Genomic DNA, 19,033 nt, shown 5'->3' on the forward strand with positions numbered 1-19,033 from the left:
TCGGGGGTGTGCCCTCAGACCTCCGACCACATCCGCAGGAGGTTGTGATAGTGGCCCGTGAGCGCGACCGTCTCCTCGTTCTCGCCGTGACGCGCGCGCAGCTTCTGGATGGTCTGGTCGAGTTCGAAGAGCATGCTTCTTCGGCCGTCGTCGCGGATCATGCTCTGCAGCCAGAAGAACGAGCACACACGCGCCCCGCGCGTCACCGGCTGCACGCGGTGAAGGCTGGTCGACGGGTAGAGGATCAGGTCGCCCGCCGGCAACTTGACCTCGTGCGTGCCGTAGGTGTCGACGACTTCGAGTTCTCCGCCGTCGTACTCCCGGGGATCGCCGAGAAACAGCGTGCACGACAGGTCGGTGCGCAACTGCTGCCCGGTTCCCTGCAACGCACGCACCGACCCGTCGATGTGGAAGCCGTAGTGCTCGCCGCCTTCGTAGCGGTTGAACAGCGGTGGCACGAAGCGCAGCGGCAGGGCCGCGGCGAAGAAGAGCGGATTGCGCGCGAGCGCCGCGAGGATGGTGCCGCCGAGTTCGCGCGCGAGGGCCGAGTGTTCCGGCAACTGACGGTTGCGCTTGACCTGCGCGCCTTGCGCTCCGACGGTTTCGCGGCCGTCGACCCAGTCGGCCGCATCGAGCGCCGCGCGGACCTTGCGCACCTCGTCCGCGGTCAGTACTTCGGGCACATGCAGCATCATTTCGTCGATCCTTCGAAAGCAAAAAAAGCCCCGGCCAGGCAGCGGGGCTGGATTGTCGCGTCCCGAGGGCCGCGACACCGCCGCAGGGTGACTCAGAACTGGAAGTTCGCAGTCAGGCGGTAGGTCCGCGGCGCGCCCGGCGTGTATCGGTAGCCGCTCTTGTTGATGGCGGCCACGTACTCCTTGTCCGTCAGGTTGTACACGTTGAACTGCAGGTCCAGGTTCTTGTTGATGCGGTAGCCCGCCATGGCGTCGAAGACCCAGTAGTCCTCGACATAGGCGGGCGTGCCGATGGCGCCGTCGGTGCCGCGGTACATCTTGCCGTTGTAGCGTGCACCGATGCCGAGGCCGAGGCCGATCGGCAGCTGGTACGTGGTCCAGGCCGTGAACGCGTTCTCCGGCGTGTAGGCCAGCACCGAACCGCCGTCCGCGAGGACAGACGGGCCGCGGAGCACCTTCGCGTTCTGGTGCGTGAAGCCCGTGGTCACGCTCCAGCGGTCGGTGAGCGCACCCACGGCGGCGAGCTCGAGGCCTTCGACGCGCTTCTCGCCGGTCTGGTAGTAGTTGCCGCTGACGGCGTCCTGCACCACTTCGTTGCTCACGTCGGTGCGGAAGAGCGCTGCGGAGACGGCCAGCTTCTTCTCGAGCAGGTCCCACTTCGTGCCCAGTTCCCAGCTCTTGGTCTTCTGCGGCAGGAAGTCGGTGCGGTTCGCGCTGTTGCCGGTGCCGCCCGCCGCGAGCGTGAAGTTGTTGCCGCCGGGCGGCTGCGCGCCGGTGCCGTACGCCAGGTAGACGCTGCTGTTGTCGGTCGGCTTGTAGACGACGCCCAGCTTGCCGGTCCACTCGCTGCCCGAAACGCTGAAGGCGCTCGGCGTCAGCACGCCGCTCGTCGCATTGAGCGCCGAGGCGGAGTAGTCGGTCGAGTAATGATCGAAGCGCAGTCCGCCGGTCAGCATCCAGCGTTCGCTGAGCTTCGCGGTGTCGAATGCATACAGGCCGACGGTGTCCGTCGTGCCGGCCGTGGTCGTGCCGTTCGGCAGGCGCAGGTAGCCGTTGACGTACGGGTTCGGCGTGTAGAGGTTGGCCGCCGGCCAGCTGCCGCTGTTGCGGATGCCGGGAATGCCGAAGACGGTTGCGTTCTGGCCGTAGTAGCCCGCCGAGTCCTGCTCTTCGTGGATCAGCTCGACGCCGGCATTCATCGTGTGGGCGATGCTGCCGGTATTGAACTTCGCGCTCACGTTGGTCTGGTTCGTCAGGAGGGTGTTTTCCTGGTCCTTGTTGGTCGGATTGCTGCGCGCGATCGTCCAGGTCGACGGCTGGGAGGGGACGCGCGTGACCAGGTTCGCGGAGCTTCCCATGAACGATGTGAGCATGTAGTCCTGCTCGGTCTTGCCGTAGCGGAAGGTGTTGCGCAGCGTCACGTCCGGCGTGAAGTCGTGCTCGACGCGCGCGGTGAACATCGTCTGCGTGACGTTGTCGAAGTCCCACTGCGTTCCGTAGAAGTTGCTCGAATCGACCCGGGACGCGGTGGTCAGGAAGCGGCGGTTCGTGTCGGGCGACGTGTAGCCCGGCAGGCCGATCGTCGGCACGCCGCCGTCGGGGATGTTGTTCTGCTTGACGTAGAGCACATCGAAGTAGAAGCGCGTGGGCGAGTTCAGGCCGAAGGCCAGCGATGGCGCGATGCCCCAGCGCTTGTTGTTCACGACGTCGCGGCCCGCGGCGTCCGCATCCAGCGTGAACGCGTTGAGGCGGAAGGCCGAGCCGATGCCGTCGGGACCGCTCAGGACCTTGTTCCAGTCGATGGTGGCGCGCTTGAAGTCGTCGCTGCCGATGCTCACGGAGCCGAGGAAGCTGTCGGCGAACTGTGGCTTCTTGGTGATCAGGTTGATGTAGCCCGTCGGCGAGGTCCGGCCCGTGTCGGTGCCGGCTGGGCCCTTGACGACTTCCACCTGCTCGATGTTGAAGGTGTCGCGCGAGACGGAGCCGGTGTCGCGGATGCCGTCGACGAAGATGCTGGCCGAGCTGTCGAAGCCGCGCATGTAGATCGAGTCGCCGGTGTTCGTGGTGCCGTTCTCGCCAAGGAAGAACGTGCCGACGCCGGGCGAGTTGCGCAGCGCCTCCGTCAGCGTCGTGGCGCCCTGTTCGCGCATCAGCGTCTCGGGAATGATCTGGATCGTCTGCGGCGTGTTGACCAGCGGGGCGGTGAACTTGGGATTGGCCGAGTTGTCGACCTTGACGTCGGAAGCCGCGCCTTCGACGCGAACTTCCTTGAGCGTGTTCGTGGAGGTCTGGGCGGCGACGGGGAGGCTCAGTGCGACGAGGGTGGCAGCGGCTGCGCTACCGAGCGGCGGCAAGATGCGCGCATGCTTGCGGCTCTTGATATAGGCCATGAAGGTTCTCCTGGAAGGAATGCTGATGAGAGAACTCGACTGGCTGATCGCCTCGGGCCAGAACGGCCCGGCGTTTCGCTGGCTGGAGCGGAGATTCGCGATTCACGAAATCTATTCAAATGATAATGAATCGCAATACAGTTGTAACCGGAAATCCTCGATTTCGTCGCGCTGCGGCAACGCAGGCTGGAGTGAGCAATCAAGGTCTGTCGGGATTGGAGCCCGACAACGATCATTGTTACAGGGCAGGGTCGGGTGGAGGTCCGAAGGGATGTATTGATCAGCTGCGCAATCCCAGTTTCAAACGCCGAGGCTGCGCATCAGTTGAATCACGTCCTCTGTCGCCAGGGGACGACGTAGCGATAACCCCGCCGCGGCAAGGTTTCGATCCAGTCCGCGCCTCCAGCCAAGCCTTCGAAGATTCGCCGTACAGCTGCAATCTGGACCGTCAGGTTTGCAGTTGCACACGCTGAAGTTCATCGCCGAAAGTGCCAACGCGCTGACCATCGTCAAACCGGGCACCGGGATGCCGCATGTAGCCAAGGCTGGCGCCTACCAAGCTACCCTGCAAAGGCATGACGTACGACGTCCGAGGCCGACACGGGCAATCGGATCGAGTCTTTCGCTCAGACACCTTGGTACGTTCCTCCAGTGTCCACACCGCTCGATCTGTCGCTGTCCGATGACGGAATTCGCGAGCTGACGGAGGCCATGGTCGAGGCCATGCCAGGACACATGCCCCGAGCCGACTGGCACGCGCAAATGCGGTGCCGGATGCTTGTGGAAGGAACCCTGAAGCAGGGCCTTGCTTGAGTATCTCGATACACCTCAACGGCACAGCGGCTGCCGATGCGGCTCGGCGTGTTTGCGAGTCGCGAAGGGGACCAGGCCATTCGCAGCAAAGGCGCCGTGGCCCAGTTTTTCCCAGCGGATGGCCACGCTGTCGTAGTGGCCGCCGCCTCAAGACCTCTCAGAACGAAGGCGACACGACCGACTCCATGGGCTTCGCGGCCAAAGTCTCTTCCTCTTTCGAAAACAGGTCGCCGAAGTAAGTGACTGGGGGTTTCCCAATCGGGCTGGGATCTGCCGAATCCACTGAACCTGCAAGATCATTTGCCCTAACCGCTCGGATGCCAAGCCCCTGCGGCTGACACGCGGAAGTCGAAATCACTATGAATGCGAACAATACCGGGCGAAGTACTTCACGACACATGACGCGCTCCTACACGCGAAGCCCCAGTTTTGTGAACATTCGCCCTGAGCAGCCTCGCGTTGGACGCAAGGTACGCAGCTAGCTTCATCGTGTCGTCCTCGGAACCGATGAGGCGACGGAACGCTCCAACGCTCCTGCCTAGTGCAGAGGTGGGGTGACGCGAAATGCTGCGCCTGTCGGGCGGAGACCACCGGAGGCAGTGCTCCACTCCATGGAGAACTCGGTGGCTACTAAAACCGCCCAGGCAGCACCCTCGATCATCTGATGGAAGAGGTGAGGATCCCCGAGACGCATTGACCGCACCGTGCGGGCGGACGAATAATTCGCTCCCTGACGCGAGCCCCGTTCGCGCACACGTTCGTGCAAGTTCGCGCGGTGACTGGCGCCTTTTCACACTGGAGGTGCCAATATGCGTCAACCCCCTTCTGCGCAGTTGTGGCACCTTGCAACGGGTCACATGCTGCCGCGATGTCTTCAGGTCGTTGCCGAACTGGGAGTGGCGGATCACCTTGGCGAATCTCCGTTGAGCACGATCGCACTCGCGACGGCCACGGGAGTCCATCCAAGCGCCCTCGGCCGCACGCTGCGGCTACTCGCTTCGGCAGGCGTGTTCGAGAGTCAAGCCAGCCTATGGGCTCACACCGAGCTGTCGCGTCTGCTGCGTAGCGACCACCCGCAAACGATGCGCCCATACCTGCGCATGTTGGGCAGCCGGCTGTTCTGGTCGGCCGCGGGCGAACTCGAGCACGCTGTTCGGAGCGGTGCCATTGCAGTCGGAAAGCTTGCGCCGGAGGGCATGTGGGCCTACTTCCGAGAGCACCCGGAGGAAGGACAGCTGTTCGACGCGGCGATGACGTCGAGGTCGAATGCCGACATAGCGTCAATGATTCCTGCGCTCGACTTCACACGCTACGAGTCGATTGCCGATGTCGGAGGGGGCCGCGGCAACATGCTGGCCGCTGTGCTCGCTGCGGCGCCCGCCGCGCGTGGCGTCCTCTTCGACCGCCCGGAAGTCGTAGCGAACGTGACGCCAGCCGAGCGCATGAGAATCCAGGGCGGGGACTTCTTCAAGGAATCCCCGCCCGCAGTCGACGCCTACATTGTGAGCCGCGTCCTGCACGACTGGGCAGATGACGAAGCTGTCGCCATCCTGCGCTCGATAAGGAGCGCGGCACCGAGCGGATCGGAGCTGCTGGTTCTCGAATCGATCCTGCCGGAAAGCCCGGAGCCACACCCCACCAAGGTGCTCGACATCATCATGCTGCTTATGACCGGCGGTCATGAGCGCAGCGAGCGCGAATACCAGATGCTGCTCGAGGCCAGCGGCTTCCGCCTCGATCGCGTCGTCGCGACCGCAGGCCCAGTTTCGGCGATCGTCGCCGTCCCAACGTGAGGCTCTTCTTCTCAGGCCGGGCAAGGTCTGGCTCAGCCCTCAGCTATCCTCCATTTGGTTGTTGACGCCTCGCGTTGAAGGACTATTGTTCTGGGCGACTCACCAGAAAGGAGGTCGCCATGTCCCCGGGCAATGTCGATCACCTGGTCGCCGGCATGGCTGTCGCCGGCGCGGTCATCACAATCGTCGCAGTCTGGTTTGGATTTCAAGTCTGGTATCGGAACCGCCAGAGGTCGTTTCACATGCCGACCACCAAGCCGGGGGAAGAGCCGCCCATCAAGCGCAAAGATCCCATCCGCGCACAGATGGTTCAAAAGGGATTCGAACTCCAGAAGGCGGGCGACGACCGTGAGGCAATCAGCTACTTCGAGAAGGCGATCGCCCTGGACGGCGACGCGACGGACATGCCGCAGATTCTGAGTTTCTCCGCGGATAGCTACTACCGACTTGGCGATTACGCACAGGCGCAATCCAAAGGAATTGCCGCCCTCGAGTTTGCTCAAGCTTCTGGGGCGGGGCCCGAGGCGGCCTCCGCCCATTGCATCCTCGGCGAGACCGCACTCAAGTTGGGCGAGTGGGAGGCTGCAGTTGAACATTTCAATGAGGGAGCCGAGCACTTCTCGCAATCCGGAAATGAGAAGGCGGCGCGAAGGGCGCTCGATCGCCTGACGCAGATATTGGGGCAGGGCGCCGATCCCGAGAGCGCAGAGTTCTATCGCAACCTTGCCTCTGAGATTCGAACCACGGAATTGCTGAACTCCCGCCATAGATCGGAGACGAAAATTGGAGCCCAATAGGTGTCGCGGTACCGAGACGTCCATGAAGATCCCCGATCTGCACCATCAGAAACTTCCCGAAGACACGTATTTGCAACTCTAAGTCTTGACCGCGAGCAGCGCGGGGCACGCGAGCGTGAGCGCTTGGCCAAGTCGTTGCTGATCGAACTAACTTCGGGCTGGCTCGAACCCGCCTTGCGCCGGTTGTCATTTGCTCGCGCTCGCGGAGATCGAAACCTCAGTAGTTGCGAGCTGTCTATTCTTCTGAGCAGTGGCCCCGCCGCTTGCGGCCGGTGAGCATCGCGACTGAAAGACTCTCTTTCCATCGCCGGCTCATCACGGCGACTCCGACCAGGTGAAGGGCCACCGCCGCCAACAAGCCATTTGCAATCCAGGCATGGAGATCCTGGAGAAACTCGTCACCCCAGAATCGGTCGAGGCGGCTCATCCACCCTGTGAGCGCGAGAAGCAGCACCAGCGACCATAGCAGCCAGATCATCCAGCGCCCCAAGGGGTCGTGGCCGATGCAGCGGGGAGCGCCGGAACGAATGTATGCTGCCGTCTCTGCCAGGGAGGGCCTGAGCGCAGCGAGGCTGCCGTACCCCGAGGTCAGCGCGGCCCACAGAAGGCGAGCGACCACCAGGCCCGCCGCCACGTATCCCAGCGTGCGATGCGTCTCACCGCCGTCGTCTTGGAGCGTGCAAAAGACGACGAGGCCGGCCAGCGCCCAATGCAGCAATCGAACGGCCACGTCCCACACAAGGACGACGCGCCCTTGTGTCGGCGCGTCACTGGTGCCCGGCATAAATCTATTTTTCGATCTCGGTCTTCACCGGATCAAGCGTCTTTGCGTCGAAGTAGATCTCGACCTTCTTGCCCGCCTTGTTTCTGCCGTAGATCTCGTAGCAGTTGCCGTCCACCTTGAACTTGGAGATGGTGTAGCCCTGCGCTTCGATTCGGGCCTTCGCTTCGGCCTCCTTCATCCATTCCGACTTGGGGTAGGCCTTGCAATTGGCCTTGGCGAGCGCAGGCATCGAGACTACTGCGCACATCCCAAGCGCGACGGCGGCAATGATTTGCTTCATGCGTCTTTCCAGAAAATTAAGTAGGCTCAGTTTAGTCTCGGCACGTCTGCTCGTCGCAATCAACCCGTCGAGGGCATCGCGTTGAAGATGGGGGCGCAGTGGTCGCCCAGTCGTCCGGCGTCAGGTGTGCATCGCGCACATGAGTCCTCCACTTGCAGATGCTCCAGCGTCAATGTGCGATGTTCCGCGTGCAGTTCCGAGGGCGCGGTCGACGACCCGATGACCACGCGATATGGCCGCCGCCTTTAGAGTCGGGCCTCAGTGGATGAATCGACCGGCCACCGCCACGCTCAAACTGTCCTTCGATTCTGTGATCTGAACATCAGCAATACGCAGGAGCGGGCATTCGGCAAAACGCCCCATTGACGGGCCTCTCTCCGTCCGTTCGCCGAACTTGCTGGCCGCTCCGTCGCGGACGACCCTCCGAATGAGAGTTCGTTCATGCAGAATCCCACTCTCGTTCGTCGCTTCCTGGGGCCAGTACGATGACAGCCAGTTCCTTCTTCTTTTCGCTTCTGAAGACGAGTTCGATTTCGAGGCGAGGGCTTACGCGTTGGGGAATCGGGTCGGTGCTTTCGATGGCCCTAGGCATCGCCAGTGCGGGCAAGCCGTACAGTTATTTCGTCACCGGGGACGCCGACGCGCAAGTGGCGACGCTGCAATCCTCCTCAACGCCCTCGGTTGTGTTGATGGGTGGTGGCCCGGACGTCGACGAGGCATTCCGCTGGATGATCGCCAGAGCGGGCATCAAGCCGGGAACGGGCGGCCGATTCGTGGTGATCCGTGCGACGGGCACCGATGCCTACGATCCTTACATCTACTACAGCGACGCAGCGCTGACGACCGCGACGACCGTTGCCGATCAGTGGGTCGGCGGTGCATCGCTCGGTTTGAGCTCGGTCGAGACGCTCGTCATACCCAGCGTCGCTGCAGCGAATGATGCCTTCGTGAATTCAGTCGTGGGCAGAGCGAACGCGGTATTCATTGCAGGCGGCGATCAGAGCGACTACATCAATTTCTGGAAGGGCACCAGGCTGGATCAGACGCTTCAGGGTTTGATGGCGAACAATGTGCCGATCGGCGGCACGAGTGCCGGCATGGCTGTGTTGGGTCAGTTCGACTTCGCAGCGCTTCGAGGAAGCGTCACCAGCACGCAGGCCTTGGCCGATCCGTTCAATAAATACATGGCGCTCGACCCGAGTCCGCTGAGTCTGACCGGCGGCTTCTTGACGCCGTCGGCCCTGGCTTCGACCATCGTCGATGCGCACCTCGATAGCCGCGATCGAATGGGGCGCCTGATCGCCTTCGTGTCGCGGCTCGTGGCCGTCAATTCCAACTCCGGTTGCCCTGGCGGAATCCTCGCCTCGGGCAGCGGCTTCGCGGCCGCTCGCGGTATCGGCGTGGATGTCGAGACTGCCTTACTGGTGCAAGGCAACAAGGGATCGCATGCCTTCACGGCGCGGAGAGTCACGAATCCGTCGACGACTTCGGAGAGCGCGGTGTATTTCGTGCGGCCGCTGATTTCGCCGACTGTGTGTGCCTCCGGGACGCCGTTGACCGTGACGAACGTCGAGATCAAGAAGCTTGCGGACTCCGAGTCGATCTTCAACCTATCTGACTGGTCGGGCTTGCCAAGCTACTTCGTCGACGCAATTTCTGGCGCGTTGACGTCTTCCCCTTATTGAGAGGGTCGTTCTAATGTCGCACGGCGCGCGGGGGGCTGGGCGTCGGCATCGCGCAGCCCGAGTTCGTGGAATAGGACCTGGCACCGGGCCGCTTTATCGCGCCTTTCAAGCAGATCGTGTCGTCGCTCGTTCGAGGCGCGGCCGTATCAGGAGCGCCCCGGCAAACGCGCAGGCCGCGAGGGTCCAGACGATCACCGCGCCCGAGGGCAGATCGAATAACGCCGACAGCGCGAGCCCGAGTGCGTAGCCCAGCGCGCCTACCGCATACGCGATGCGCAGGCGTCGCGCCCCGCCGTGCGCCCGTGTGCCGAGTGCCGGGATGATGAGGCTGGAGAACACGAGGTAGACACCGACGAGTTGCACGGAGGCCGTCACCGCGAGCGCGAAGGCCGCGTAGAAGCCGAAGCGGCCCAGTCGCTCGATCCATCCGAGCCGCATCGCGAGCAGCAGCACGACCGAGATGCCGCCGAGCCACAGCAGTTGCGTCCTGTTGACCCACAGGATCTGCCCGACCAGCAGGTCCTTCAGATGCTCGCCGCCATGCGGATTGCTCGCAAGCAGCAGGATGCCCGCGCAGGCCGCGAGGATGAACATCACGCCGATCAATGCTTCCTGCTGCTGTGGCGCGCGGCGCTCGGTCCACGTCAGCAACCATGCGCCGAGCAACGCCGCGGTGACGGCCGCCGCCTGCACCGCGACGCCGCCCTCGGGCAGGCCGACGGCATCGCCGGCGATCACGCCGAGGCCGGCGATCTGCGCGATCGCGAGGTCGATGAACACGATGCCGCGGTCCAGCACCTGCATGCCCAGCGGCACATGCGTGGCCAGCACCAGCAGGCCGGCGATCAGCGCCGGGCCGAGGATGCCCGCGTCGAGCGCGCTCCAGCTCACGACTTCGTCCCGGCGCCGAGCAGCCGCGCGAGCGTGTCGTCGAAGAGGCCGAACAGATCCTTCGCGCCGTCGGTGCCTCCCACGGTGAAGGGCAGCTTCACGGCCGGGGTGCCTGCGTTCTTGGTGAGCCAGTCGGAAGGCCGCGAGTCCTGGTAGGCACCGTAGATCACCATCTTCGCGGGGGTGCCCTTGAGCGTCGCCTGTACCTCCTGGAGATGCGAAGCCGTGGGCTCGACGCCGGGCTTGGGTTCGAGCACCGCGACCTCCTTCATGCCGAGCCAGTCATAGAGATAGACGAAGCCGTTGTGCTGCGAGACCACCGGCGCGCCTTTGAGCGGCGCGCCCTGCGTGCTCCAGCGCGCCATCGCCTGCTGCCAGCGCTGGCTGAAGTCTGCGCCGCGCTTCGCGTACTCGGCGGCGTTGGCCGGATCGACCTGCTGCAGCCGCTTGCCGAGCGCAGTGGCGACCAGCGCGATGTTGCGCGGATCGGTCTGGATGTGCGGATTGCCGGCCGCATGCACGTCGCCTTGCGAGCGGTCGACCTGGGTTGGCACTTCGAGCTTGCGCACGAAGTCCGCCGCCGCGAAGTTGCCGGGCTGGCCGGGCTGCACCTTCGCGTTGCCAGACTGCTGCAGCAGCACCGGCAGCCAGCCGATCTCCAGTTCTGCGCCGGTGCAGACCACGAGGTCCGCGCTGCGCGCGCGGGCGATCAGGCTCGGCTTGGCCTGGATCTGGTGCGGGTCCTGCAGCGCGTTGGTGGCGACCGAGACGTCGACGAGATTGCCGCCGAGTTCCTGTGCCAGCGCACCCCATTCGGGCTCGCAGGCGAAGACGCGCAATGCGGCCTGCGCGGGCGCGGCCAGCAGCATCAGGGGCGCGGCCAGGGCGATGAGGGGAAGGAGAGAGCGGTTCTTCATGGTGTGGTCCTCGTTCGTGGAGTGATCAATAGCTATGGGCGCCGTGGGCACCCAAGCTCATCTGGTACTGCAGGGTGATCTGGTTGTCGACGAATCCTTCGCGCGCCCGGTCCTGCGCGAACTGCAGCCGGATGCGCGAGAACTCGCTCGGGTTGAACTCCACCATCACCGAGTTCTTGCGCGGACGGTAGTCGTTGAAGAGCGCCGTGGACGCCAGCCCAAAGCTCGGCGTGCCGGGGTCGAGCTGTTCGGTGCGCACGCCGACGCGCCAGCGCGGCATGAACTGGTAGACGCCTTGCACGTACCAGCCCGACTGCGCCACGCGATAGTCCCCGAAGGCATCGATGCCGCCGACGTCATAGAGCAGGTTGCCGTTGCGTGTGCTGTGCAGGTACTCGCCCTGCAGCTTGAAGTTGGTCCGCGTGGCGTTGCCGTTGGGAGCCCATTTCCACACGCCGTCGAGCACCCACACGCGGGTGTCGCCGTTGAAGATGTCGTTGACCGTGACGCCCGCCGCGTTCGTCGAGACCAGGGTCTGGTTGTTCGCCTTGGCATTGAGCACCGAGACGCCCGCGCGCCAGTTGCTGCTGTCGCCGATGTCGCCGCCGGTGTGCAGCGTGAGGGCGGTCATGCCTGCGCCGTTGCTGCTCGAATCGCTGCCCGGAAAGGTGAGGCCCCGGCCGATCTCGGCGCCGAGTTCGATGTAGTGGTCGATCGGCGCGATCCAGGTGAGCTGCAGGCCGTCATCGCCGTACTGCGTGCCGAGCATCGCCTGGTAGGCGAGCGGGTTGTCGACGAAGTCCCAGGTGTGGGCATGCTGCGCGTTGAGATAGCCGATACCCGAGAAGAAGCGGCCCGCCTTGAGCGACAGCCCGTTGCCCAGCGAGGTCGTCTGGATGAAGGCTTCTTCCACCGACACCGAGTTGTCCGGCTCCAGCGCGATGCTGGCTGCGCCGCGCAGCCACGGGTCGATGCTGGCCGAGAAACCCAGCTCCGATTCCGAGAGGCTGAACCCGCGTGTGCCGGGGCCGATCTGCGCGTCCGGTGGCAGCGGGAAGCCGGTGATCGCGTACTTGGCGGGATCCTGTGAGGTGCGGGTGTAGCCGCCTGAGAGGATCAGCGACAGGGCAGGATTGAAGGCGCTCGCGCCGCCGCCGGTGGACGCGACGGCCGCCGCGGCCGGATCGCCCGCTGGAGGCGGCGGGGTGACCGGCGCAGCCGCGGTGGCGGCGCTGGCGGTGGCCGAAGCAGTCGCCTGCGCCGCTGCGGCTTCGGCCGCCTTCACGCGCTGTTCGAGCGCCTGCATGCGCGCTTCGTAGTCGGCGCGCATGGACTGGATCTCCCGCCGAAGCGCGTCGACATCGGAGGACGAAGGATCGGCCAGGGCGCCGAGCGGCATGGCCAGGGCCAGCACGAGACCGGCCCGGGAAAGGTGTTGCATGAGCGGAGGCTCCTCGCAGGAACGTTGGAGGGCGCCCGCCTGGCGCTGCGCGCGGGCGGGCGTGGAGTCAACGGGTCAGAGCGAGGAAGCGGGCGGCGCGCGGCTGCGGTAGGGAAGCGCGGGTGACCCCGGCCATCCGGCGACGAATGCGACGAGCGGCGCTTCGTGCCGAACGGTCGGATGCAGGAGCGGGATCGGCGCGCTTGGCAGCGCGCCGCCATGGATGGTGGCCGCCAGCAGGCAGAGGTCGCAATGGCCGGCCTGCGACAGCGGCTCGTTGGGCGTAGGCGCGCCTTGCTGGGCCGTTGGCGCCACATGCGACACGCCGTGCCATAGGGCGGCGACTTGCGCCACAGGAAGCAGCAGCATGACCCACAGCAGCCACGCGAAGCGGCGCGTCGAAGGGCTTGTGGTGCGGGGGGCTGCCATGGCGAAACTGCTGTAGATCGTAACGCTAGTAATTCGCGGCTGTGACATCGGGTGGGGTGGCGCGGGAGAAGCGCCAGTGCTCCGGCGACTAGGACTTTGCAACCAAGAGCAGGGGGCATTGGCCGTTTTCGTCGAAGGCAGGACTGGAGTCCTACACCGATGGCGCATTGAGGGAGAGAAAACCGTCACGGCTAGGAAGGCCTCCCTATTTCTTCTTCTTGCCATCCAAGTGGATGTTTATAAGATGCCTTCATGCCAAGAAAAAGTGCAACCCTCGCCGCTTCGTCGAAGCCCGCAGACGAGAAGATCACGATCAACATCGGGTGCGTGGACCTGGGCCAGATCGACCTGCTCGTTCAGGAGGGCTTCTACGCCAATCGCACGGATCTCATCCGCACAGCGATCCGTAATCAGCTCGCCGTTCAGGCCGACATGGTCCGCAACGTCGTGTCGCGCAAGGCCCTGGTGCTCGGGATTCAGCATTTCACGGCGGATGATCTGCGCGCGGCCAAGGCTGCCGGCCAGACATTGCAGATCCGCGTCCTGGGGTTGGCAACGATCGCCTCAGACGTGACGCCTGCACTGGCTCAGGCCACGATCGAATCCGTCATGGTGCTCGGAGCATTCCATGCATCGCCCGCGGTCAAGGCGGCTCTCAAGGGCCGCATCCGAACCCCTTAACCAATCGCCCCAAATGAACAGCGACTTCCTCCGCCGCATGGCCGAAGCGACACGCTTGACCCGCCTTGGTGATGTGCACGCTGCAACCGCAGCCATCCGTGAGGCATTGGCACACCAGACTTCTGGCGACGGTTCGCTCGGTGCTCCCTCGACCGTCATCGACGTGGAGGCAAGGGAGTTGCCCGATGCAGAGCCCGCGTCGATCGAGACCGAACGACCGCCGATGCCCATCGATCGCGGCATCGATGGCTCAACTGAAGCTTTTCTGGCCGGGACCTTTGCCAATGCCTCCGCCCAACGCGATTACAAGCTGTTCGCCCCCGCGCAGGATGGCAATGCGAGGCTGCCGCTGATCGTGATGCTTCACGGGTGCACCCAGAACCCGGATGACTTCGCCGCCGGGACCGCAATGAATCAGCTTGCACGCGAGCAAGGCTTCTATGTGCTGTACCCCGCGCAATCTCGCCGCGCGAATCCACAGGGCTGCTGGAACTGGTTCAAGCACAACCATCAGCAGCGCGGCCGGGGCGAGCCCGAACTGCTGGCGCAGATGACCAGGGAGGTGATCGGACTGCATGCAATCGATCCACGACGCGTGTACGTTGCCGGGTTGTCTGCGGGCGGTGCGATGGCTGCAATTCTTGGGGACGCCTACCCGGACATCTTTGCGGCCGTCGGCGTTCATTCCGGATTGGCAGCGGGCGCCGCGAGCGATCTGCCCGGTGCTTTGAGCGCCATGCAGTCCGGGGCGAGTCCGAAGGTTGGCCGCGGCACCGCCATCCCGACCATCGTGTTTCATGGTGATGCCGACTCGACGGTTCACGCGAAGAACGGAGAACACGTGATTGCCGCCAGTGCCGCCGGTGCGGAATCAGTTCACCTCGAGCGTCTGGCAGGTGGCGGCAAACGGCCGACGACGCGGCGAGTCCACATCGCCGCAGACGGACGCGTCCTGGCAGAGCACTGGCTCGTACACGGGGCATCGCACGCATGGTCCGGCGGCAGTTCCGCAGGGACGTATACCGATCCGCGTGGACCGGATGCGAGTGCCGAGATGGTGCGCTTCTTCCTGGAGCATCCCCACGGCCGGCTTCATTGAAGGGCTCCGTCATTGACGTTGCTCAGACGCGTCGAACGCGATTTCCGTCTGTTCCGCCGTCCCAGCGGACGCGGGGCTTGATCGGAGGCACGCGGCCCGAGCTTCGATCAGATCGGATCAGCGCCCACCCAGGATATGGAACTGCGCGTTCAGAGTGGCTGGGTCGCCCCACTGGCGACCTCCCCTAGTGAGTCGCGGCGGCTTTGAAAAGATGTCGACATCGGTGTAAACGCTCTGATTGACATCCTACTCATCGTCGACCATCTACGACCGCAGCGCGTGCCACTCGGTCAAGTCGATGGCGCGCAATTTGCATAAGGCTCGCCATGACCGCCACCTCGCCGCGCACGCCCAGCAAGACAACCAAAGTCACCCGTATCGACCGTGACGGCGACAGCACGGTGCAGTCGCTCACGCGCGCCATGCAACTGCTCGAACTCCTGGCCGAGGATGACGAAGGCTACCGGCTGGTGGACATCGCGGCGCACAGCGGACTGTCGTCGTCCACAGCGCATCGGCTGCTCACGACGCTGGAGCAGCGCCAGTTCGTGCAGTTCGATCGCGAGACCAACCTCTGGTACGTTGGCGTTCGCTGTTTCTCGGTAGGGGCCGCGTTCGGACGCCGCCGCCGAATTGCGCACCTCGCGCTGCCCGTCTTGCGCCGGCTGCGCGACACCACGGGTGAGAGCATCAATCTCGGCATTGCCGATCTTGGGGATATCGTTTTCGTCACGCAGGTCGAAAGCCGAGAAACGATGCGCGCCATCGGCAAGCCCGGCTTTCGTGCACCACTGCATGGCACCGCCATGGGGCAGTCGATCCTGGCGGCCATGGCAGAGGACGACGTGCTGCAGTACCTGCGCACCTACGGCCTGCCGAAGCTCACCAACAACACGATCGCGCGCGCATCGCGCCTGCATGAGACCCTTAGCGAGGTGCGCCGCGCGGGCCATGCGATCGATGACGAGCAGAACGCGGTGGGCTTGCGATGCATTGCCGCTGCCATCCGCGACGAGCATGGCCGGCCCTTCGGCGCGATCTCGCTTGTCGGTCCGACGCAGCGCATCAGGAGTTCTGATTTCGCACAGATCGGCACCGCGGTGCGCGCCGCCGCGGATGAGATCACGGCGGCCTACGGCGGCCGCGCTCACTAGCCCCGTCTTCCACTGGCGCACAGCGCCAAGCCCTTGATTAACAAGCGGTTTTGATCGCGTTCCCGCGAAGCGGAATAGTCCGCAGCCCGCGCCGGGTGCGCGCTCCAATGGGTGCACTTCAACCGCACTCCTGGCAAACAAAACCATGAAAACATTGCTCCCCCGCCATGACGTGAGCCGAGCGCTCGCGCGGGTTTGCGACTGGACCGTGATCGCCTGCGGCTGGTGGCTGATCGCGCTGTCCGTCATGACCTGCGTCGAGATGCTCGGCCGCAAGTTGTTCTCGTTCAGCCTGCAGGGCATCGACGAGATCGGCTCGTACACCTACGGCATCGTCGGCGCATTCGGTTTCGCCTACACGCTCATCACGCGCAGCCACACGAGGGTCGACTTCCTGCTCTCGCGCTTCTCGGTCAGGGCGCGCGCGGCGCTGAACATGCTCGCCATGGTGAGCCTGGCGGCCCTGGCACTGATGTGCCTCTGGCGCGGCTACAACGTGGTGGTGGAGAGCATCGAGTTGCGAAGCACGGCAGCCACGCCGCTCGCCACGCCGATGTGGATTCCCCAGGCGATCTGGCTGTGCGGGTACCTGATGTTCGCGCTGGTCGCGGCCTGGGCGGCGCTGGATGCGCTGCGCCTGTTCTGCAGGGGACGCTTGGGAGAACTCAACGAGCGCTTTGGTCCGCAGACGATCGAGGAAGAGATCGAGGCCGAAACTGAAGTCCAGTTGAAGACGCCGGCGGCGGTATCGCCAACCGCGCCCATGGGTGCTACCGGAGCCGCGTCATGATCGGACCCTTCGAAATCCTCGTGGGTCTGGCGATCATGCTGGGCCTGATGTTCCTGGGCTTCCATGTCGCGACGACGATGCTGGTGGTCGGCCTGCTCGGCGCGCTGATGCACTTCGGCATGCCGGCCATCAACGCGGTGGGTGAGCAATTGTGGGCGGCGGGCGAGGACTACCTGCTGCTGTCGATTCCGCTGTACATCCTGCTCGGGGAGATCCTGATGCGCGGCGGCGCCACCGACAAGATGTACCAGTCTCTCGGCCAATGGCTCAACCGCATGCCGGGCGGACTGCTGCACACCAACATCGGCGCATCGGCATTGTTCTCCGCCGTGTCGGGATCGTCTGTGGCAACCGCAGCAACGATCTCGACGGTGGCGCTGCCGGCCTTCAAGAACCGCAAGTACGACCAACGCATGGTGCTTGGCACCATCGCTGCCGGCGCGAGCCTGGGCAACCTGATTCCGCCGGGCGTGGCTTTCATCATCTACGGCTCGATGACCAACACCTCGGCGGCGCGGCTGTACATGGCCGGCATCCTGCCGGGCGCGATCATGACGGTCCTGTTCCTGCTCACCATCCTGGCGATCTGCGTCTGGCGGCCCGCGGTGGCAGGCGCCCGCGAGGGCAGCACCGCGCTGGGCGAGAAGCTGCGCCACTCCGTGCACCTGCTGGGTCCTCTGGCCGTATTCGCGGTGGTGATGGGCGGCATCTACACGGGCTGGGCCACCGTCACGGAAAGCGCGGCGCTGGGCGTGATCGTCTGCCTGCCGATCGCAGCGGCCTACGGCAAGCTGAACATCGCGATGCTGCACGAGTGCTTCCGCTCGACCATGCGGCTCACTGCGATGACCGCGCTGATCCTGGTGGCGGCGCTGTACCTGAACTTCGTGCTGTCGATGCTGGGCGTGCCGCAGGCGCTGGCCAGTCTCATCAAGTCGGCCGATGTCTCGCCTGTCATGCTGCTGTGGATGCTGGCGGTCCTGTATCTCGTGCTCGGCATCGCGCTCGAGACGATGCCGATGCTGGTCGGCACGCTGCCGGTGGTATTTCCCATCATCCAGGCGGCGGGCATCGACCCGGTCTTCTTCGGCGTGTTCATGGTGCTGATGTGCGAGATCTCGCTGATCAGCCCGCCCATCGGCATGACGCTCTACGTGATCCAGGGCGTGCGCGCCGAAGGCTCCATCAACGACGTGTTCCAGGGCACCTTGCCCTTCTTCGCCGCAATGATCGTGATGACCGCGATCCTGATCCACAACCCCTCGATCGCCACCTACTTGCCCAACCTGATGTTCGGCAAATGAAGGCACCGCATCTTTTTTCCGGTTCTCTATTCAAGGAGTCAGGCATGAAACTGAAGTTCGTTCTCCCGCTGCTCGCAGCAACCCTCGCGTTGGTTCTTCCTGCCCATGCGGACAACGCCAAGCTGCGGGTAGCCGGTAATCTGGTGGCCACCGGCCTGATCCAGCAGACCAAGGAGCAGCCCTTCTTCGAGAACTTCGCGAAGAACACGGGATTGCCCATCGATGCCGACTACAAGCCGATGGACGTGCTGGGTGTCAAGGATGCCGACGGCCTGCGCGTGCTGAAGTCGGGCCTCTTCGATGTGGTCACTCTGCGCCTCGCGCAGGTCTCGCGTGACGAGCCGTTCTTCCTCGGCCCCGACATCGTGGGCCTGTCGACCGACTACGAGGTCGCACGCAAGGTCGTCGATGCCTACCGCGACGCCTTCGACAAGCGCCTGCAGGAGCGCCATGGCGGCAAGCTGCTGGGCATCTATCCCTTCGGTCCGCAGGTTGTGTTCTGCAAGGTGCAGATCAACGGACTGGCGGACCTGAAAGGGCGCAAGGTGCGCGTGTACGACCAGTCGCTCGCGAAGTTCATCGAGAAGCTCGGCGGCATTCCGGTCACGATCCCCTTCGGGGAGACGCAGCAGGCCCTGGAGCGGGGCGTGACCGACTGCGCCATCACGGGCCCGAGTTCGGCCAACTCCGCGGGCTGGCCGGAAGTGACGACGCATTTCATGCCGATCGGCTTCCAGATCGCTCTCAACGCCTACGCTATCAACCTGTCCAAGTGGAACGCGATGACGCCCGACCAACAGGCGAAGTTGACAGCCGCGTTCAGGAAGTTCGAGACCGAGGTGTGGGCCTATTCGAAGGAGTTGTTCGACGATGCATCGCGCTGCAACGTCGGCAAGGAGCCCTGCAAGACGGTAAAGAAGTTTGCAATGAAGGACGTCCCGGTCAAGGCTGCCGACGAGCAGATGGTTCGCGAGGCACTGGCGACCGTGTCGTTTCCGACATGGAGCGAGCTGTGCGACAAGTCCTATGAAAAATGCTCGGCGACCTGGAAGCAGGTCGTCGGTCCGGTGGTCGGCCTCAAGTAGCCCGA

18 protein-coding genes and 1 pseudogene are annotated in these 19,033 nt (G+C 64.3%); 11 read left to right on the plus strand and 8 right to left on the minus strand.

Going from position 1 to position 19,033, the window contains the following annotated elements; all coding sequences use genetic code 11:
• Positions 1 to 14: 14 nt before the first annotated feature.
• Positions 15 to 695 (minus strand): Fe2+-dependent dioxygenase, encoded by a 681-nt coding sequence (locus WKW77_RS27455; RefSeq protein ID WP_340360065.1) that lies wholly within the window; start codon positions 693 to 695, stop codon positions 15 to 17.
• Positions 696 to 787: 92 nt separating this feature from the next.
• Positions 788 to 3,085 carry a catecholate siderophore receptor Fiu gene (locus tag WKW77_RS27460; protein ID WP_340360066.1) on the minus strand — a complete coding sequence of 766 codons (2,298 nt, stop codon included), beginning with the start codon at positions 3,083 to 3,085 and terminating at the stop codon, positions 788 to 790.
• Between WKW77_RS27460 and WKW77_RS27465 the strand changes: the two genes are divergently transcribed.
• The 4 genes and pseudogenes from WKW77_RS27465 (at position 3,084) to WKW77_RS27480 (ending at position 6,488) form a co-directional block, all read left to right on the plus strand.
• Positions 3,084 to 3,365 (plus strand): hypothetical protein, encoded by a 282-nt coding sequence (locus WKW77_RS27465; protein WP_340360067.1) that lies wholly within the window; start codon positions 3,084 to 3,086, stop codon positions 3,363 to 3,365. The genes WKW77_RS27460 and WKW77_RS27465 overlap by 2 nt on opposite strands.
• A gap of 177 nt (positions 3,366 to 3,542) precedes the next feature.
• A pseudogene (locus WKW77_RS27470) lies at positions 3,543 to 3,671 on the plus strand (ATP-binding protein); the annotation flags it as partial.
• 1,036 nt (positions 3,672 to 4,707) lie between these two features.
• On the plus strand, positions 4,708 to 5,691 hold the full coding sequence (locus WKW77_RS27475) for a methyltransferase (RefSeq protein WP_422823280.1): 984 nt from the start codon (positions 4,708 to 4,710) through the stop codon (positions 5,689 to 5,691).
• A gap of 119 nt (positions 5,692 to 5,810) precedes the next feature.
• On the plus strand, positions 5,811 to 6,488 hold the full coding sequence (locus tag WKW77_RS27480; protein ID WP_340360069.1) for a tetratricopeptide repeat protein: 678 nt from the start codon (positions 5,811 to 5,813) through the stop codon (positions 6,486 to 6,488).
• Between the two features lie 235 nt (positions 6,489 to 6,723).
• Here the strand turns inward: WKW77_RS27480 and WKW77_RS27485 are convergent, their stop codons facing one another.
• Both WKW77_RS27485 and WKW77_RS27490 read right to left on the minus strand, forming a co-directional pair.
• Positions 6,724 to 7,272 (minus strand): cytochrome b/b6 domain-containing protein, encoded by a 549-nt coding sequence (locus WKW77_RS27485; protein WP_340360070.1) that lies wholly within the window; start codon positions 7,270 to 7,272, stop codon positions 6,724 to 6,726.
• Between the two features lie 4 nt (positions 7,273 to 7,276).
• A complete protein-coding gene (locus tag WKW77_RS27490; RefSeq protein ID WP_422823281.1) occupies positions 7,277 to 7,552 on the minus strand; it encodes a PepSY domain-containing protein in 276 nt (91 codons plus the stop codon).
• Between the two features lie 578 nt (positions 7,553 to 8,130).
• Here WKW77_RS27490 and WKW77_RS27495 point away from each other — a divergent pair.
• Positions 8,131 to 9,237, plus strand: a complete 1,107-nt coding sequence (locus WKW77_RS27495) for a cyanophycinase (protein ID WP_340360071.1) — start codon at positions 8,131 to 8,133, stop codon at positions 9,235 to 9,237.
• A gap of 105 nt (positions 9,238 to 9,342) precedes the next feature.
• On the opposite strand, the gene WKW77_RS27500 is transcribed toward WKW77_RS27495, so the two are convergent.
• The 4 genes from WKW77_RS27500 to WKW77_RS27515 form a co-directional block, all read right to left on the minus strand.
• On the minus strand, positions 9,343 to 10,128 hold the full coding sequence (locus WKW77_RS27500) for a metal ABC transporter permease (RefSeq protein ID WP_340360072.1): 786 nt from the start codon (positions 10,126 to 10,128) through the stop codon (positions 9,343 to 9,345).
• Positions 10,125 to 11,045, minus strand: coding sequence for a metal ABC transporter substrate-binding protein (locus WKW77_RS27505; RefSeq protein WP_340360073.1), 921 nt, complete (start codon positions 11,043 to 11,045; stop codon positions 10,125 to 10,127). Before WKW77_RS27505 ends, WKW77_RS27500 begins: the two co-directional genes overlap by 4 nt.
• Before the next feature lie 25 nt (positions 11,046 to 11,070).
• Complete coding sequence (locus WKW77_RS27510) at positions 11,071 to 12,486, minus strand: hypothetical protein (protein WP_340360074.1); 1,416 nt, start codon at positions 12,484 to 12,486, stop codon at positions 11,071 to 11,073.
• A gap of 75 nt (positions 12,487 to 12,561) precedes the next feature.
• Positions 12,562 to 12,915: a hypothetical protein gene (locus WKW77_RS27515; protein WP_340360075.1), complete on the minus strand. Its 354-nt coding sequence runs from the start codon at positions 12,913 to 12,915 to the stop codon at positions 12,562 to 12,564.
• 252 nt (positions 12,916 to 13,167) lie between these two features.
• Here WKW77_RS27515 and WKW77_RS27520 point away from each other — a divergent pair, with 252 nt between their 5' ends.
• From WKW77_RS27520 to WKW77_RS27545, 6 genes are all read left to right on the plus strand, one after another.
• Positions 13,168 to 13,596 carry a CopG family transcriptional regulator gene (locus tag WKW77_RS27520; RefSeq protein WP_340360076.1) on the plus strand — a complete coding sequence of 143 codons (429 nt, stop codon included), beginning with the start codon at positions 13,168 to 13,170 and terminating at the stop codon, positions 13,594 to 13,596.
• A 13-nt stretch (positions 13,597 to 13,609) separates the two neighbouring features.
• Entirely contained in the window at positions 13,610 to 14,695 is a 1,086-nt protein-coding gene (locus WKW77_RS27525) for an extracellular catalytic domain type 1 short-chain-length polyhydroxyalkanoate depolymerase (protein WP_340360077.1), read from the plus strand.
• Between the two features lie 326 nt (positions 14,696 to 15,021).
• Positions 15,022 to 15,849, plus strand: coding sequence for an IclR family transcriptional regulator (locus tag WKW77_RS27530; RefSeq protein WP_340360078.1), 828 nt, complete (start codon positions 15,022 to 15,024; stop codon positions 15,847 to 15,849).
• Between the two features lie 145 nt (positions 15,850 to 15,994).
• Positions 15,995 to 16,639, plus strand: a complete 645-nt coding sequence (locus tag WKW77_RS27535) for a TRAP transporter small permease subunit (RefSeq protein ID WP_340360079.1) — start codon at positions 15,995 to 15,997, stop codon at positions 16,637 to 16,639.
• Positions 16,636 to 17,943, plus strand: a complete 1,308-nt coding sequence (locus WKW77_RS27540; protein WP_340360080.1) for a TRAP transporter large permease — start codon at positions 16,636 to 16,638, stop codon at positions 17,941 to 17,943. Before WKW77_RS27535 ends, WKW77_RS27540 begins: the two co-directional genes overlap by 4 nt.
• Before the next feature lie 44 nt (positions 17,944 to 17,987).
• A complete protein-coding gene (locus WKW77_RS27545; protein WP_340360081.1) occupies positions 17,988 to 19,028 on the plus strand; it encodes a TRAP transporter substrate-binding protein in 1,041 nt (346 codons plus the stop codon).
• The last annotated feature ends 5 nt before the right edge of the window (positions 19,029 to 19,033 follow it).

Origin of the sequence: Variovorax ureilyticus (genome assembly GCF_037889935.1) — a bacterium.
Classification (GTDB): Bacteria; Pseudomonadota; Gammaproteobacteria; order Burkholderiales; family Burkholderiaceae_C; genus Variovorax; species Variovorax ureilyticus.